The following is a 15,146-nucleotide window of genomic DNA, read 5'->3' as shown; positions in this document are numbered from 1 at the left end:
TTCCGGTAAAGACAGGCACCTGAAAATAGCCGCTAATCTGAACGCTGATAAAGGAAGAGAGTATGAAACCGCGTAACATGATTTTATTGCTGATGCTCGCAGTCGTGTTTCCGGCAACGGCTGCGCAGGCAGTACACGGAAACCATGCCGGAATGTCACCGTCTTCTGAGGCCTATATGGACGGCATGAATAATATGCACGAAGGAATGATGAAGGCCGTACAGGAGCCGGATGCAGACAGGGCATTTGCCAGGGGCATGATTGAACATCACAAAGGAGCCATTGCCATGGCCGAAACGGAACTCCGTTATGGTAAATCACCGGCAATGCGGAAGATGGCTGAAAGCATTATCAGCGCCCAGAAAGAAGAAATACGGCAGATGGAAGTATGGCTCAGTAAATAAGCTCTGTTTATATTACTTCGTTATGGCGTAGCAGCTCCTTACTACGCCGTCCTTCACACACATAAAGTGAATTCCGGTCAGGGCCTGCTACAGAATACGTGGGATATCTGTTTTCATAAGAGCGGCGTTCAGTTTTTCCACATCACCTTCTATTACTTCTTTCTCATCGGGCGTCAGTGGCACTTCTTCAAGATAATGTTTTACCGATGCCTTACTTTCCAGTAACAGTCCTCTTGCACTTCTCTTTGGCAGATTAAAATCACATCCGATGCATGCCATACGGTGCGGGCAGCTGCTCCAGAAGGGATTAGTACAGAAAGAGTCGCCCAGATCATAATATGTCGCAGGTCCCGTGAGGCTGGCTGCTTCCGGGTCATGGTCAATCAGCACGCTTATCATATGTGCAACCCGGTCAGCTTTCACAAAAGAGGCCGCCAGCTGTGTCGGGCGTATACGAATATAATGCATGGTGGACTGCGGCGAAGAGTGACCAGCCCACTGCATCAGTTCGTATAACGACATACCCTGAGGAACGCTGGCCAGGGCAGTCATGGCCGATGCGCGCCCCCCGGTGACTGGTAATGGGACCCCGGCTGTCATCCTCCGGCACTCCCGCTCTGGTACAGAGAACCGGAATAACGGTGCGGTTTATTATGTCTCTTCCCACCGGTTTGCCCCGGTACTGAAACAGAAAACGGACCTTTTCGCCGGTGCGCTCATCCGTCAGAGCTGCCTGCTCTTCTGGTCGTTCTGCCAGCCAGATATCGACATATTTTTTCACTGCGGCAGAAACCGGTTTAACAAAGGCTTTAGAGGTCTTGCCAGCCGGCACGTTCAGGTAGCAAAGCGTCCCGGCCGGAATGGTACTGCCGTCGTCCCGGTTAATATCTTCCGGTGGAATGATACAGCCAGCGGTCAGGCGCATCAGCTCATTCTGACGCAGCCCTGCATGCGTCCAGATGACCGCCATAGCCTGTAGCATAGACAGGGGATAATGGATTTCACTCAGCAAATCTTCCTGACGCAGGTTCAGACTTGCCCATATCAGTTTCAACCAGACCGGATCATCAATAACCCGGGGATTGACGCCCTGACGAAACAGCGGCGTATCAGGCGTGGAGAGGTGGCGGGACGGACTGAATTTAAGCCGTCCCCATCCCCAGTTCTCGTAGTCAATCATAAAGCGGCGAACGGCATACACAAAACAGGCGCGGGAGTTTGGCAACATGGGTTCTCCGGAACGGGAAGACCGGCGCACCCCCTGTGCCGTGCCCAGAGAAAGTTCATCGACCTTCATTCTTCCGACTGCTGCAATGAAGCTTGCGCAGATCTCCATTGTCCAGTCGGACGGCTCGCATATTTCCGGATGCTCCCGGGCGAGCCACAGGCCGCAGCGAAGGATAAAACTGTACTGGCTCTCTCTGGAGCGGGGACGAAGCACTGAGGTTTCCCTCCACCGCCGACAGCATGCTACCCAGGCCTGTGCGATGTCATCTGTCGGTTTTTCGCGCCACTCCTGGTAATTGCGCATACGCACGGGGCTTTTGATGATGCCCATTGCGGCAAGCGCATGCGAAACTCTGCCCACCGTTCTTGCGATCCCGCGATCGTGGTACTTCTGCGCGCGCCACAAGAGATCAGTCGTGAAGCTTTCGAGCTGAGGATTACTGTTCATCATCATCAGTATGCCCAACAGGGCTGACAACTGATTTTTCTGGTTCTTGCGTTTGTATCCCAGTGAAACCAGAGCTTCGGTCAGCCGGTTAAGTTCCTGTGTGTAAAATTCCCGGCCATAGATGGCACAGGCGTACAGCGACGGGGCACCATGATGCGGTAGGCCGAATGGTGAGGGAAACGGGCCAAGATGGAAGGCAAAAGCCGCAATGAGGGGCCTGCCTGAACGGTGCTGCTGACACAGCGTCAGCCACTTTTCCGATTCCCACAGCCAGCAGGGTTGCCCTGTCCGGTGTATCTCCGCCAGAACGGCAGGAAGGATAATCCTGACGAGTCTGTCACTGGTGCCGCTGCGATCGGCAATATCCTGGAGAGGCCGCAGTAAAGATGACAGCGGACCTTGCTGGCTCAGAGCTGAGGTACGTTTGTGCCCGGTGCTTAACGCCTCGCGCTCTTCAGTGCTTAACACATTATTCAGCTGATAATCTGAACGACTGAAAGGGACATAAATGTTATGAATTTCTGTTTCAGCTTTCATCATACTGCCCCCGCCTGAAAGATAAGTCCTGCGATCTTCCGGTCGGTTTCAGCTACGGCAGCAGCCATTCGGGCAGCCATATCCGTTCCCGACAGATGAATATAAATTTGTGTGGTACGTGGGTCCCTGTGCCCCGCATACGTAGCCAGTTCATGCAGTTTCCATCCGGCCCGTGCCAGGTGCGTCAGCCGGAGATGACGGAAAGTATGCGTGGTGACGTCTGGCAATTCACACTCTGTCGCCCATTTTCGCACGGTTTTACTCCAGCTCCAGAACGAGAGCGGATCGCCGTAATTACGGTCAGAAGCGGAACGGAACAGAGCACCGCCTGACCAGCCGGCCAGCCGTAGCTGTCGAAAATGGTTTGCCAGTACCGGCGCAACGTCAGCGCTGTAGCAGACCATTCTTTCCCGTCTGTTTTTCGTCGTCTCTGCGCGGATGCGGATCAGGCGGTGAGCCAGATCAACGTCCTCAAGCCTCAGAGCCGTCACTTCCGTGCGCCGGAGCGCGCCATAATAAGCCAGAGCAAGCATCAGCCGGTCACGCAGAGACGCAGCAGAAACGTGTTTCAGGAACATAAGCCACTGCCCGTCATCGGGAATAACGGGGAGGCGGGTGATACGAGGAATCAGGCCACGCCCGGTATAATGGGCACCAGGCAACCCCGAACGGGGTAACGGATTGAGACTGCATAAATCCTGGTAAATCAGAAAGTCATACCAGAGGCGAAGAGCTGAAATGCGCAGCTGGAGTGTGGCGCTGGCAACGGATGACGGCATATCAGGGAGCTGAGGGCGGATATATGCTGCCATGTCCTCAAAGGAAGCCCTTTCCGGAGCAATAGCATGTATTTCACAAAAGGCCAAAAAATGCGTCAGGGCACTTCGATAGGCTTTGATAGTTGCGCTGGCTCTTCCTAGATTCGAAAGAATTTTAAGCCATTGCTCAGTCAGCAGAAGTGCAGATGTGGAATGCAGGGTGGTGTTCACGGGCTTCCCCTTTCAGTTCATAACAACTGATTAAAGTTTATACCGAAGATGTTGCATTCCACTTAACTTACTATAAGGCGTAATTGCTTGAAAATATGTGTATTTTCTCAGGGAAACGCTGGTTTTTTATCTTAAACCACGGGTCGCCCATTTTAACGTACTTTTTGGCTTCCTTGCTGCGCGCGATGACGCAGCCGTCGTTATTCGACAGGATGGCCACCGGCGCATTTTTAAGGTCAGGCCGGAACACCTTCTCCGCGCTTGCATAAAAGCTGTTCACGTCAATTAAGCCAAACATGTCAGTTCCTTTTGCGAGGGCTGTGCACGAAGTGCACCACCACGCCGAAGATCTCAAGCGTGTCCGGGTCCGGGATAATAACGGGGTAGGCAGGGTTCATAGGCTGCAGAACAGGTCCCTTCGGGGTAAGCAAAAGACGTTTTACCGTGAACTCGCCGTAAAGCTCGGCGATAACCACGTCGTTGTGCTCCGGCGTGAGGGAGCGATCCACGATAAGCAGGTCGCCGTCATAGAGGCCGACGTCCTGCATGCTGTTGCCCTGCGCACGCAGGAAAAAGGTGCTTGCCCGGTGGGCTATCAGATATTCATTAAGATCGAGCTCCTGCTCCGCGTAGTCCTGACAGGGTGAGGGAAACCCGCATGGCACGCGTTCCAGGAAAAGGGGCCTGAAGCTGGGCGGCGGATTATCTGCCGGGTGCAGCAACTCAAAGGCGTTGAACATAGCAAAATCCCTGTTAAAGCGCTGTATGTATTTACAGTAGTATTAACTGGCTTGACGGGCAGTGCAAGACAGTGAAAAACGTCTGAGCGCAGGATTAAAAGACAGTCATTGATTTATATAGGTTTATAGCAAAACGCCTGCTCAAAAATTAATCACTCGGGTGCAGGCTTAGGCTGGCAGGGCCTGCAGCTGATTATCCACAGCTTTATGCGCCGCCTGTGCAGGAAAGATGTGGATAAGGGTCCCCTTCGGCTCCCCGGCGTTGCCGGGTCGTCAAGCCTCACTGCGCTAACCGGCAGAGCCGGTAAGCTCCGCCGGACCGCGAAGCGTTCCGGGCCTGACGGCTGGAGTCTGATGACTTAAGGCAAACCGGGCTGGCGCTCCTCTAAAAAGGCCGCTGAGGGTTTTTCAAACGAAACCGCAGGTGTAGGATTATGCCCGTTTTCAGGGAGCTTTCGCATAAGGACTATGTTTTGAAATCTGCACATCCTCCGTATTTATTTCATTTCTTCCTCCGGTATCGCCCTCACGTGCTGAGGACAGACTCTTGACGGCCAAATCTGGCCACCCCACAGCTTAAAAACAACGGCAGGACCACAGCCTGACATGCAGCCAGCCCGCGGGCTGGCGCGAACCGCGCCGGCATAAGCCCGCCGCCGCTCTGAGGCGCAACGCCGTTTCGCTGCCGCTCAGCCGCCGTTGCCGGTGCATCGTGCTGTACTTTTCCGCCGGGCTTCACCGGTTTAAGTCCTTTCGCCGGGGCTGAGACAAGCACAGTCGCCGTGGCTGTCCAGGGTGAAATGCACGCCGTGAACATTTTTTTCTGGCCACTCCGTTAGACCCGAAATAAATGCCCCCGTCGCCCCGGACGTCTGCCGCCACCCGCGCTGGTTTACGCCCTCGCGGCGAAGGATCTCAAACGGGTGAAGTGAATACCGGAGGAAAAAACCAGCCGATTTCCACAAAACGTCAACACCGCGGCTCCCGAAACTCAACGGGTGACGGGGTTAAAAACCACTGCATGAGGAGAACGAACATGGCTTCACGAGGCGTCAACAAGGTCATCCTGGTCGGCAATCTGGGACAGGACCCGGAGGTGCGCTACATGCCGAACGGCGGCGCGGTCGCAAACATCACGCTGGCGACGTCGGAAAGCTGGCGCGACAAGCAGACCGGTGAGAACAAAGAAATCACGGAGTGGCACCGCGTGGTGCTGTTTGGAAAGCTGGCAGAGGTGGCGGGGGGAGTATCTCCGCAAGGGCTCACAGGTCTACATCGAGGGCCAGCTGCGCACGCGTAAATGGCAGGGGGCGGACGGACAGGACAGGTACACCACCGAAGTCGTCGTGAACGTTGGCGGCGCCATGCAGATGCTGGGCGGACGCGGCGGCAGCGCTGCAGGACAGACCGGACAACAGTTCAGCGGCCAGCAAAACGCTAAGCCGTCACAGCCAGCTGCAGGTAACGGCGGCAAAGGCGGTAAGGGCGGACGCGGTGCTGCTCAGCCGCAGCCTGACCCCCAGGCACCGCCGCAGGGCAACTACCCGCCGGCAGATTTTGACGACGACATTCCGTTCTAGGATGACGCGGCTTCGCTCTCGCGAGGCTGCAACTGTGATGAAAACAGCAGTTAACAGAATCAGCAAGGCGGCCGGACGGCCGGGATGGTTGCCCTGGCGGAGCGGTAACTCCGCGCAGGGCATGACACTCAGATAATAAGGAACCCAATATGTCAGCGAATCAGTCTAGACAAAAAATCCGTAACGGCAAGACCCCCCGCATATTACGGCCGCCGGCGCGGCAACTACCGCAGCTGCTGCGGCAGCGAACTGACCCGTGATGAGAGCGTGACACTGCAACGTCTTAAGGCGTTCACGCCGGGCGACTTTGAAGCCTACAGCGCGCGCGGCGAGGAGTTTCGCCGGCGGCTGTGCGGGACCGTGCTGAACGCTCTGCAGCTCAGCAAAGCCTGGCTTACCGACTGCGAGTGTCGGGGAGAGTGGGGCGGGGTCTTCCCGGTTCATCTCCGCCTGACGCACCGCAAAAATCCGCTCGTCACGCTCGACATCCTGAGCCCGGGCAGCGAGTCACCGTTCTGGCACGGGCTTCTCTGGATAAACCCCGATCACACCAGCCTGTATGTTCTGAACACCGAACAGTTTGAGCCGCAAACCATCGGGCAGTTGCTGAAGCGCGTTGAGGAAATGGTCTCAGCGGGGGGTAACGCCGGCGGAAATCGTGGCGGTGCTGGGCAGAAAAGGGGGCCTCGCATGAATACTGTCATGATGATCCCTGCAGTGGCGCCACGCCTTTATCGGCAGCTGCACAGAGTCTGCAGACTACACGATGTCGCTTCACGCCCTGCGCAGGCATCAGCGCTGGCGGGGACGGCAGAAAAAAAGGATAAGGCATGCCCTCCGGTGCTCACGTTACTGAACATGCCTTGCAGTATAGGGCGGCCCGCTTCTGTGGCGTCAGAACGAACCGTACTGGCGATGACGCATCAGGCTGAAGCGCAGGAAAGACTTATCTGCGAGGCTGAAACGGCGCTGGCCAGCCAGACTGTTCGCACATACCGGCAATGGTACTCGCACTGGCGTCATCGTGGTGTACGGGTAAACGACCTGCTGGATATGACGTGGGTGTGGCGCCATCGATGCAGCAGGTAACCGTTCAGACCTTTTAATGATTTAAGTTGGCGCGTCGATAAGATAAGTATCTCACACCAGAAATGGTTGTCGTTGGTAAATCCGTTTAGGCGATGCTTCGCTGCATCGTCTTTATTCCCGTAGCTGTCATCCTGATTTCTCCGGTTATTCAGCCGGGGTGATTTTTAGTGCATCGAACAAATCATTCGGCGTTAGTGCTAAAGTGATTTTTTGCCCATCAGGCCTGACAATGTTGAAAGCCTCACTGTTGAGTCCATATACTTGAGGAAGGCGCGGAAATCGCGCTGAATGCAGGCAGCGGCACCGTCCTGGACACCTCCCGACTTAAGGCAACGAGGCGCTAGGGTATTTTGTATGGAACAAATTTCTGGAACATTCGAATTAGCAAAATATCTGCCGGTTTGCCTGGCAGTATTGCTCTGGCTGTTTTATTGGCGTACCCGGCGTACTCTTAGCAGACATGAAAGGATGAAAGAGTTAACGCCAGCGCATACCCAGGAAGAAACCTTAGATCGCCTGATTAATGCAGAGTGCGAATTGCTATCTTTTTCATTTTTGCTTTCAACTATGATGTCGCTGATAACGGCGGTGACTGTATTAGTGCTGATGTAAGACAGCCGGAAATTTAAAGGAAAAAATATGCATCAAAGCACAGATATAGTAGACGTCATGCGCATAGTGATACCCGTTATAATGGCGTTGATTTTTTGGATTTATCTGGCGTTTATTAAGCGCGATATAAAAGAAACGCAATCAAATCTCAAAGACAGACTGTGGCTTGACGATCCATCGCAGGCTGAATAATCCCAGCTAGACAGAGACCTCAAGAAACACATATCTAACAAAGAGATACAGGCCTACAGGACGCAGATATTTGCAATCCTGTTTACCGGGCTGGCGATAATTTTCATCTGTATAACGAGCCGTTGAATGCTATCTATCCGCGAATTGTCACGGAAAAGATGATTTAATAAGCCCTGCTGAACAATCGGGCTAAAAGGAGTCGGTAGTATGTTGGAAGCATTTAGTGACGGAGTAAATTTTTTCACGGCGGCAGTATTTTCGCTGATTATATGGGGAACGTTCTGCGTAGCGGCCGGGTATAACTTTTTCAGTGCTGCACGGCGCGATTCATGGCACAGCGGCGGGCTGTCAGACTTTATCGACCTGTTTCCTGACTGGCTGGTTAATGGCGTACTGGCGGCATGGTTTGTCGTCGGGACATTTCCCCTGCTTAACTATAAGGCCGATAAAGAGCAGTTCGGTTCTGCAATAGGGCGAGCAAGGGAAATGGGCCTTTTCGACGACAGGCCGTGGTACGGGGTAGGCGGCTATCAGTTTCTGGCCGTGATACTGGTCCTTGTCGCCAGCTACCTGATACACCGCTATCTTGACGACTGAAAACGGATGTAAGCCAGTCTTTCAGGTCTATATGATGCCGCTCACTGAAGCGGCATTTTTGTTTCAGTAATACAGGGGTTTTACCGAATGCCCGGAGAAGTGCGTAAAAAAACCGCCTAGCGGCGGTTCTTCTGTTAGTCATGAATCTCTTTTTCATGGAGAGCTCAACATCTCTAAGATTGAAGGGTCGGTTTCATAAGTTTTCAGGGAAGCAGGAACCCCCCTTTGCCAGTCCAACGATACATGAAAGCCCGATAGCCCACGCCATATTTATTGGAATTACGCCCAGTGGAACAATAAACCATGACCACAGAAACGTCAGAGTCAAACCGGCGTATAGGACTGAAACTATCCAGATCGAGAAAACTGCAACAATCAGCAAAATCATACTACGCTCCATTCGTGAAGCCTGACGGCGGCAACGTTCTAGTTGATGCTGATAAAATCAGCCTCAAGTTTTTCCCATTCATCCTTATGCAGCACGACTTCTACTTTCCTGTTATCAGGCAGCGTGAGGCGATACCGCCTGTCGCCATAAAGTAGCCTGTTATCCTCAATACGATAAAACTCCAGGATAGCTACTTTTCTATAGCCAAAGGTTGAACTATCTTTTATTTTAGCAAACACGCTTATTTCTCCTGCTCAATGTGATGGGCCGAAACATTATTATTTCCCCAGCTCAATTTGGTGTACTGAAAATTGAGCTGCCAATGAAATATTTCCCGCGTGGCAAATGCGCACCACTTTTCAAACGATCAGCCCATTACGATTTTGATACTCGCACCACATGCCGCAGCGTATCTTTCAAGGGTGGTGATACTGGCTTTACTGGCATTCTTTTCCAGCTTGCTCACGGCTGGCTGTGTGATCCCCATGCGTTCAGCTACCTGAGTGCTGTTGATACCCGCTTTGCGGCGCATGTCAGCCAGGAGTTCCTGTAACTCTTCCTCTTTCTTCTCTGCGAGATAAGCGGCCATAACATCAGGATTCTGTAAAGCCTTTGCCTTTACCTCAGCGTAAGGAATACCTTTAACTTTCATCTGTCAGCTCCTCCAGTCTTTTCAATGCTATTTTGATTTCTGCCGGTGGCGTCCTGGGTGTCTTTTTTGATAAATGTCCGTAAAATGTATATTTTTCTTCCCTTAGCAAAAGCGAAAAAAGTACGTGTAATATCTTTCTTTCCCGCCCGTAACTCAAAAAGCCCTTCCTGAATAATATCCGTATGCGGATAGCGTAGCTGGTTGCCCTGTAACTCCAGCTTATCCAGTGCTGCTAACGCTTTACCCTGCATCGCGCTGTCCAGGGCGAATATTTCCTGTTGTGCTTCAGGATGAAAGATCAGTTCAAACACTTAGCGCCCCATTCCTTTATCACATCATTGTTCCAGTAGTACAATGATAACCTAAAGGCTATTATAGCTCAAGAGTTATGGATAACCTTTAGGTTATTAGGTGCGGTTTATTTTGTACCTCGCAGCATGGAAGCCGCCAGATGCCGGTAAGGGGAACTGCGCCGGTCAGGGGCGGTGAGACAAGCAGTCAGTCAGTCAGTTACGGATGGCCGGCACCCTGATGGCCCCCTCCGGCTCCCCGGCGCTGCCGGGTCGTAAGGCCTGCTTCGCTAACCGGCACGCCGGACCGCGAAGCGTTCCGTGCCAGCAGGCTAAGGCCTGATGGCTTTAACGGCCAACTACAGCTGCGGGCCTGCGCCCGCGCCTTCACCGCGCCGTCATCCCTCCGTCGCTTCGATGTCGTCACGCCTTAACGGCGCGCCGGGTGTATGCATTCCCTCTCATACCGGTGGTCATCTCTCATCACTCCTCTCGCGAAGGGCCGGGTTTCGCACCATCGCCCGGAAAAAGCAAGGCTGAAGTGTACGGCTTCGCCGGCCCTGCTTTGTCCGTTCGCCGTCGCGTGCACGCCCTTTGCCGCGAAAGGTCCCGACGAGAGATGAATTAAACACCACAAAGGAGAACCGGAATGAATACACAGAACGTCAACACCGCCGCTCTGGAGCCCTCGGAAAGATGGGGTGAAGAACAGGCAAAAACCTGTATAGAGAAATGCCTGGTGCTCAGTACGGCGCACATGACGGCGAAAGACAATGACCTGTTTTACTGGCTCTCACGTCGCACAGAAAAGGGGGGATGGGGCCTGGATGTGGATTCACGATACGGGCTATGGATTCCTTATCTGCCTTGATGCTGACGGGGACAGGCTCAGGTGGCTGCATAACCGGGGCATTTCTGAAAGCCTCTGTTACCTGCTGGAAACCGTTTCAGGACTGTCCGGCACGCGGATGTTTCACTTTGACAGAGACGCGGACATACAGCCCGGTTTTGTGACGTACGACTGGTAGAGCGCGGCAGTCAGTCTGCAAAAGATTCCGGCGCGGCAGCAACCGTGCCGGTTAATTCAGAAGCGAAGGAGTTAACTGATGCGTTACAGTAAGAAAGTTGAGGAGCAGGCACAACGTTTTGCTCAGGCTTACCGGGAAGGCAGGTCCGCCAGCATGCCGGCGATGCGGTTCAGTGAATGGCCCTGTTTCATGGCCACCGTCAGAAAAATGCAGGGAGGGCAGGGATGAAGGCCTTTAACGATGATTTACCGGTTACACAGGAAGAAATTGACCGGGTACTGGGAAAGTGCTGCCACATCACGCTGAATACCGGCGCAGAGGCGCTTTACATTAACGGTAATTTCGTCACTGATGCATATCCGGGAGAACCGCCGTTACTGAATCTCGCGCGTAGCATCGCAGCGGCTTCAGGTCACAACCTGTGCTGCTTTGTGGTGCCCGAACCTGATAATGAAGAGTGGGCATGGAATGACGTTGTGGATCAGCTAGTGCTGCTCGCGAGAAAGAATCCGCCACAGCATTCGATACCCGAAACGCCGGCAGTGCCGCGAGGTCTGCTGGCCAGACTTCTCTGTAACCGGCATTAAGCAATTTATGGAAGGCAGGCCTGTTCCTGCCTGTTTTTTCGTCGGGCGCATGCAGTTATGGCCCAAAGACAACACAGACGGCCCTGCGGGCCGCGAGCAGCCGGTGCTGCCGCACCGGTCCTCTCCCTTCGCCTGCGCTTTCTCTACGGGACGCTGTCTCCCTGTCTTCTCTGTCAGCTTCATGCTGCTGTTAATCTATCTGCTGTGCTGGAGCTGCTTCTCTGGTTTCCTTTCCATGAAGGTCAAAGGCATTAACAGCCTGATGGCCCCCCTCCGGCTCCCCGGCGTTGCCGGGTCGTCAGCCCTACTGCGCTAACCGGCAAAGCCGGTAAGCTCCGCCGAATCCCTCCGGGGTTCGGGCCTGACGGCTGGGGTCTGATGGCTGACGGCCAGGTCAACCCCTGCAGCGGGCTTTCGCCCGCGCATTAACTGGCCACAAAAGGCCGTGGCCGCTGAGGACCGGACCGGCAAAGAGCCGCCGTCCGGGGCTGTGCCCTGTTCATCACCCGCACTCTGTTTTGTTCCCTGAATCCCTTCGCCGTGCAGAAACCTGGCACCCGGGCGCCTTCACGCAAGGGTCGCACGCTAAACGGCTGCACCCGGTCCCTCCGGGCTGCGGCTTTGCCGTTTCCCCCTGCGTTCAGCCTGATGCCCGGTCGCCCGTTCTGCCCTCACGGCGAGGAACTCAGAGAAACATCACTTAAACCTGAACGGGAGAAACAACATGTCACAGCAGAACGTCAACACCACGGCTTCAGAATCTAAAGAATCATCTTTTTTTAACGGCCAGGACTACCGTGCAACGTATTCGCCGGATGACAACAAATTGCGCCTGTACCCACTGCACCGTCTTGATGAAGAAATGTATAAGCGTGTTAAAGATGCGGGCTTTAAGCATGCGCCACGTCAGGGGCTCTTTGTTGCGCCGATGTGGACGCCCGATCGTGAAGACCTGCTGATCGAACTGGCCGGCGAAATTGAGGATGAAGATCAGTCACTGTTTGACCGCCAGGAGGAGCGCGCGGAGCGCTTTGAAGAGTACAGCGAAAAACGCGCCGTCGAGTCCGGACAGGTGCTGGCAGCCGTGGACAGCCTGGCTTCGGCCATTCCCTTCGGGCAGCCGATTCTTGTCGGACATCACAGCGAGCGCCGTGCCCGTAAGCACGCGCAGAAAATTGAAAACGGCATGCGCCGCGCAATCAACCTGTTTGAAACGTCTGAATACTGGGAGCGCCGCGCAGAGGCCTCGCTGCGTCATGCTGCTTACAAAGAGCGCCCGGACGTGCGCTGGCGCCGGATTAAGAAGATTGAGGCCGATTTGCGCAAGGCTGAGCGCCGGCTTCAGGACGTGCAGAAATTTATCAAACTCTGGTCATCTGAAAACCTTAACCGGGCAATGGCCCTTGTTATTGCAGGTATCGATCACCTTCACTGCTGCTTTACCCTGGAGAAGTACCCGCGCCCGCCGGAGAAAAGCCAGTATGAAGGTAGCCGCAGCATCTGGTCAGCCCTTGAAGATGACATTATTACCGCCGAACAGGCCCGGGACATCTGCATACCCTGCCATGAGCGCACCATCACGCGGTTAAGCCGCTGGACGGCGCACTACCGCAACCGCATTGCCTACGAGCGCGCCATGCTGGACGAGCACGGCGGCGTGCTGGCCTCAGATGTGGACATGGTGCCGGGCGGCCAGGTTAAAAGCCGCGGGGAGTGGCTGACCATCATTCGCGTAAACCGCAGCGGCGGAAGAATCAGCTCGCTGGTTACGCCTGAGTATTCATTCATGTCACGGGGAAACGGCGCCGTCATCACCATCACGCCCGATCGCATTACGGAATACAAAGCGCCCGGCGCAGAGGAAGCAAAAACGGCGAAGGCGGCCGCAAAGCGCCCGCCGATTGTGAATTATCCGGGGGGACGGCTTTGAGCACATGACAAAAGAGCAGTGGAGTAAAAAAGCACGCCGATTTTAAACAGGTGAAGGGCATAGCGGCCGGTGACGATCACAAGGCTTATCGGGTACGCCGCGTGATGTCCACGGGCTACACCCTGTCGCCGGTTTACATCACTGACATGAAGACGGTTGAAATACCGCGCTAAAAGCCTGTGCTCCCCGACGGTGCCGGGGAGATGATGTATATACATATGACTATACAAAGCGTGCCGGTAATACCGGCACGGGAGAACGATAAATGCGTACCAAACTCAGCGCGCGAATTGCGCAGATGCAGCAGAAACTCAGCGGCCTGCAGCCCGTGGCCCGGGTGCATGCAGATACACAGCTGTTTGTTTCGTCCGATCCGGTGTGCCGGAAGCTTGTTACCCTGGCCGATGCCCGGCCGGGCAGCCGGGTGCTGGAGCCGAGCGCCGGGACCGGCGCCATTGTCCGCGCGGTGCTTGCGGTCGTGCCGGGGGTAATATGCCAGTGCGTGGAAATGAACGCGGCGCTGGCTGAACATCTCAGCGCCACTTTTCCTGAAGTGGCCGTTACCTGCGCGGACTTTCTGAGCTGCGCCCCGCAGGCGGTTTATGACCGGATTATCATGAATCCGCCTTTCCGTAACGGCGAGGATCTGAAGCACATCCGGCACGCGCTGAAAATGCTGGCACCGGGCGGTAACCTGGTTGCGGTCTGCGCAAACGGTCCGCGTCAGCAGCAAGAATTTAAGGATATTGCGACGCATCAGGAAGTGCTGCCACGCGGGGCGTTCGCATATACGGACGTTTCAGCAATGATTGTCCGCATTGATGCCTGATTGCCTGCCATACCGGTTCCGCGCATGCGGGGCCGGATTAGCGCCGTCAGCTGAGACCGCAAACGTCAACGGCGGGTGATAACAGCTGTGGCGACTGCGCCGCCACGGCGGTTCTTCATCCTTTGCCTGCGCTTTCTCTCTCCGGAGCGCTGTCTCTCCGTCTTCTCTCTCTGCTTTCTGCTGCTGTTTATTCCTGTGTGGGCTGCAGTTGCTTTTATGGTTTCCTCTCCTTAAGGTCAAAGACATGAAGACCCTGATGGCCCCCTACGGCTCCCCGACGTTGCCGGGTCGTCAGCCCCACTCCGCTAACCGGCTGTACCGGTTAGCTGCGCCGGACCGCAAGCGTTCCGGGCCTGCCGGCTAGGGTCTGATGGCGAAACAAAACAACACATAACATTATAATTGAATTAATATTTCAAAATAATTCAATTTAAAAGAGAGAAAAAAATGGAAGAAGATAAGAAGGTATGCCATGAATGCATTGGCGAAGAGTATGTCAAATCTTACATTAAGAAACATGGCAATAGAAGTGGCGGTTGCAGTTACTGTTTAAAAGCCCGTAAAAGCTTACCTTATAGTGATGTTGCTGAGATGATGCATGCGGTATTTGAAAACTATTACGAGCCAAATTTTGAGAATGATGTTTATTGGGATACTCCAGCGGGCGATGATGCAACGGGGGTTATACATTATGAGTTGCAAACTGATGATGAATCTTTAGTTGCAGATATTTATGAATATCTTAAGGAGGAATGTAATCCATTCAGGCTGGATGAATATGAAAAGTACAGTGATGATTTTAACTATGTGAAAATGGATTATAATTCAGATGTACTTGATTTGGCGTGGAATAAAATGCTTGAATCTTTAAAGAGCGAGGCGAGATACTTTAATCAGGGGGTTAAGGATTTCCTTGATGATTTATTTAGCGATATAGATACTTATAAAACAAAAGTGAGTTCTTCTGCCATTAAAGAAATAAAAATAAACACGGTTTTTTTTTCGGGCGCGAGTATTTAATTCAATT

At 53.8% G+C, this 15,146-nt stretch carries 17 protein-coding genes and 3 pseudogenes; 12 read left to right on the top strand and 8 right to left on the bottom strand.

Annotation, left to right across the window (positions count from 1 at the left end; genetic code table 11):
• Positions 1-62 precede the first annotated feature (62 nt).
• Positions 63-404 (top strand): DUF305 domain-containing protein, encoded by a 342-nt coding sequence (locus JNO11_RS24545; protein ID WP_034915510.1) that lies wholly within the window; start codon positions 63-65, stop codon positions 402-404.
• Between the two features lie 87 nt (positions 405-491).
• Here JNO11_RS24545 and JNO11_RS24540 read toward each other — a convergent pair whose 3' ends face one another.
• From JNO11_RS24540 to umuD, 5 genes and pseudogenes are all read right to left on the bottom strand, one after another.
• Positions 492-803, bottom strand: a complete 312-nt coding sequence (locus tag JNO11_RS24540) for a site-specific recombinase (protein WP_325178117.1) — start codon at positions 801-803, stop codon at positions 492-494.
• Positions 804-816: 13 nt separating this feature from the next.
• Positions 817-2,085 (bottom strand): hypothetical protein, encoded by a 1,269-nt coding sequence (locus JNO11_RS24535; protein ID WP_325178116.1) that lies wholly within the window; start codon positions 2,083-2,085, stop codon positions 817-819.
• A gap of 530 nt (positions 2,086-2,615) precedes the next feature.
• Entirely contained in the window at positions 2,616-3,605 is a 990-nt protein-coding gene (locus tag JNO11_RS24530) for a site-specific integrase (protein ID WP_069730094.1), read from the bottom strand.
• A gap of 73 nt (positions 3,606-3,678) precedes the next feature.
• Positions 3,679-3,903, bottom strand: a pseudogene (locus tag JNO11_RS24525) (DNA polymerase V subunit UmuC); the annotation flags it as partial.
• Between the two features lies 1 nt (position 3,904).
• Entirely contained in the window at positions 3,905-4,345 is a 441-nt protein-coding gene (gene umuD / locus JNO11_RS24520; RefSeq protein ID WP_159222825.1) for a translesion error-prone DNA polymerase V autoproteolytic subunit, read from the bottom strand.
• A gap of 1,036 nt (positions 4,346-5,381) precedes the next feature.
• Between umuD and ssb (JNO11_RS24515) the strand changes: the two genes are divergently transcribed.
• The 5 genes from ssb (JNO11_RS24515) (at position 5,382) to JNO11_RS24495 (ending at position 8,415) form a co-directional block, all read left to right on the top strand.
• Positions 5,382-5,645 carry a single-stranded DNA-binding protein gene (gene ssb / locus JNO11_RS24515; RefSeq protein WP_325178115.1) on the top strand — a complete coding sequence of 88 codons (264 nt, stop codon included), beginning with the start codon at positions 5,382-5,384 and terminating at the stop codon, positions 5,643-5,645.
• A complete protein-coding gene (ssb, locus tag JNO11_RS24510; protein WP_325178114.1) occupies positions 5,563-5,925 on the top strand; it encodes a single-stranded DNA-binding protein in 363 nt (120 codons plus the stop codon). Before ssb (JNO11_RS24515) ends, ssb (JNO11_RS24510) begins: the two co-directional genes overlap by 83 nt.
• Positions 5,926-6,192: 267 nt before the next feature.
• Positions 6,193-7,014 (top strand): conjugation system SOS inhibitor PsiB family protein, encoded by an 822-nt coding sequence (locus tag JNO11_RS24505; protein WP_325178113.1) that lies wholly within the window; start codon positions 6,193-6,195, stop codon positions 7,012-7,014.
• Positions 7,015-7,368: 354 nt separating this feature from the next.
• On the top strand, positions 7,369-7,626 hold the full coding sequence (locus tag JNO11_RS24500) for a hypothetical protein (protein ID WP_159222829.1): 258 nt from the start codon (positions 7,369-7,371) through the stop codon (positions 7,624-7,626).
• A 399-nt stretch (positions 7,627-8,025) separates the two neighbouring features.
• Complete coding sequence (locus tag JNO11_RS24495) at positions 8,026-8,415, top strand: hypothetical protein (protein WP_325178112.1); 390 nt, start codon at positions 8,026-8,028, stop codon at positions 8,413-8,415.
• A gap of 426 nt (positions 8,416-8,841) precedes the next feature.
• Here the strand turns inward: JNO11_RS24495 and JNO11_RS24490 are convergent, their stop codons facing one another.
• The 3 genes and pseudogenes from JNO11_RS24490 to JNO11_RS24480 form a co-directional block, all read right to left on the bottom strand.
• Entirely contained in the window at positions 8,842-9,042 is a 201-nt protein-coding gene (locus JNO11_RS24490) for a hypothetical protein (RefSeq protein ID WP_325178111.1), read from the bottom strand.
• A 128-nt stretch (positions 9,043-9,170) separates the two neighbouring features.
• Positions 9,171-9,455: a helix-turn-helix transcriptional regulator gene (locus tag JNO11_RS24485; RefSeq protein WP_159222832.1), complete on the bottom strand. Its 285-nt coding sequence runs from the start codon at positions 9,453-9,455 to the stop codon at positions 9,171-9,173.
• A pseudogene (locus JNO11_RS24480) lies at positions 9,445-9,766 on the bottom strand (type II toxin-antitoxin system RelE/ParE family toxin). The gene JNO11_RS24485 and the pseudogene JNO11_RS24480 overlap by 11 nt, the downstream one beginning before the upstream one ends.
• Before the next feature lie 628 nt (positions 9,767-10,394).
• Here JNO11_RS24480 and JNO11_RS24475 point away from each other — a divergent pair.
• The 6 genes and pseudogenes from JNO11_RS24475 (at position 10,395) to JNO11_RS24450 (ending at position 15,139) form a co-directional block, all read left to right on the top strand.
• A complete protein-coding gene (locus JNO11_RS24475) occupies positions 10,395-10,616 on the top strand; it encodes a hypothetical protein (RefSeq protein WP_325178109.1) in 222 nt (73 codons plus the stop codon).
• Between the two features lie 235 nt (positions 10,617-10,851).
• Positions 10,852-11,001, top strand: coding sequence for a hypothetical protein (locus JNO11_RS24470; protein WP_161569777.1), 150 nt, complete (start codon positions 10,852-10,854; stop codon positions 10,999-11,001).
• Positions 10,998-11,360: a hypothetical protein gene (locus JNO11_RS24465; protein WP_325178108.1), complete on the top strand. Its 363-nt coding sequence runs from the start codon at positions 10,998-11,000 to the stop codon at positions 11,358-11,360. Before JNO11_RS24470 ends, JNO11_RS24465 begins: the two co-directional genes overlap by 4 nt.
• A 724-nt stretch (positions 11,361-12,084) precedes the next feature.
• A pseudogene (locus tag JNO11_RS24460) lies at positions 12,085-13,463 on the top strand (DUF3560 domain-containing protein).
• Positions 13,464-13,555: 92 nt separating this feature from the next.
• Positions 13,556-14,119: a methyltransferase gene (locus JNO11_RS24455; protein ID WP_159222838.1), complete on the top strand. Its 564-nt coding sequence runs from the start codon at positions 13,556-13,558 to the stop codon at positions 14,117-14,119.
• A gap of 447 nt (positions 14,120-14,566) precedes the next feature.
• Positions 14,567-15,139: a HEPN-associated N-terminal domain-containing protein gene (locus JNO11_RS24450; protein WP_325178107.1), complete on the top strand. Its 573-nt coding sequence runs from the start codon at positions 14,567-14,569 to the stop codon at positions 15,137-15,139.
• The last annotated feature ends 7 nt before the right edge of the window (positions 15,140-15,146 follow it).

Source organism: Pantoea sp. 1B4 (genome assembly GCF_016925765.1).
In the GTDB taxonomy this organism is placed as follows: domain Bacteria; phylum Pseudomonadota; class Gammaproteobacteria; order Enterobacterales; family Enterobacteriaceae; genus Pantoea; species Pantoea agglomerans.
Note: the sequence above shows the minus strand (reverse complement) of the source record. Positions and strands in the feature narration are given on the sequence as shown.

Excerpts from the sequence above, each read along its gene's own strand:
- JNO11_RS24545 (WP_034915510.1), top strand. The coding sequence starts at position 63 with ATGAAACCGCGTAACATGATTTTATTGCTGATGCTCGCAGTCGTGTTT.
- JNO11_RS24500 (WP_159222829.1), top strand. The coding sequence starts at position 7,369 with ATGGAACAAATTTCTGGAACATTCGAATTAGCAAAATATCTGCCGGTT.
- JNO11_RS24495 (WP_325178112.1), top strand. The coding sequence starts at position 8,026 with ATGTTGGAAGCATTTAGTGACGGAGTAAATTTTTTCACGGCGGCAGTA.
- JNO11_RS24450 (WP_325178107.1), top strand. The coding sequence starts at position 14,567 with ATGGAAGAAGATAAGAAGGTATGCCATGAATGCATTGGCGAAGAGTAT.
- ssb (WP_325178115.1), top strand. The coding sequence starts at position 5,382 with ATGGCTTCACGAGGCGTCAACAAGGTCATCCTGGTCGGCAATCTGGGA.
- JNO11_RS24470 (WP_161569777.1), top strand. The coding sequence starts at position 10,852 with ATGCGTTACAGTAAGAAAGTTGAGGAGCAGGCACAACGTTTTGCTCAG.
- JNO11_RS24455 (WP_159222838.1), top strand. The coding sequence starts at position 13,556 with ATGCGTACCAAACTCAGCGCGCGAATTGCGCAGATGCAGCAGAAACTC.
- JNO11_RS24475 (WP_325178109.1), top strand. The coding sequence starts at position 10,395 with ATGAATACACAGAACGTCAACACCGCCGCTCTGGAGCCCTCGGAAAGA.
- JNO11_RS24485 (WP_159222832.1), bottom strand. The coding sequence starts at position 9,455 with ATGAAAGTTAAAGGTATTCCTTACGCTGAGGTAAAGGCAAAGGCTTTA.
- umuD (WP_159222825.1), bottom strand. The coding sequence starts at position 4,345 with ATGTTCAACGCCTTTGAGTTGCTGCACCCGGCAGATAATCCGCCGCCC.
- JNO11_RS24535 (WP_325178116.1), bottom strand. The coding sequence starts at position 2,085 with ATGATGATGAACAGTAATCCTCAGCTCGAAAGCTTCACGACTGATCTC.
- JNO11_RS24465 (WP_325178108.1), top strand. The coding sequence starts at position 10,998 with ATGAAGGCCTTTAACGATGATTTACCGGTTACACAGGAAGAAATTGAC.
- JNO11_RS24540 (WP_325178117.1), bottom strand. The coding sequence starts at position 803 with ATGATAAGCGTGCTGATTGACCATGACCCGGAAGCAGCCAGCCTCACG.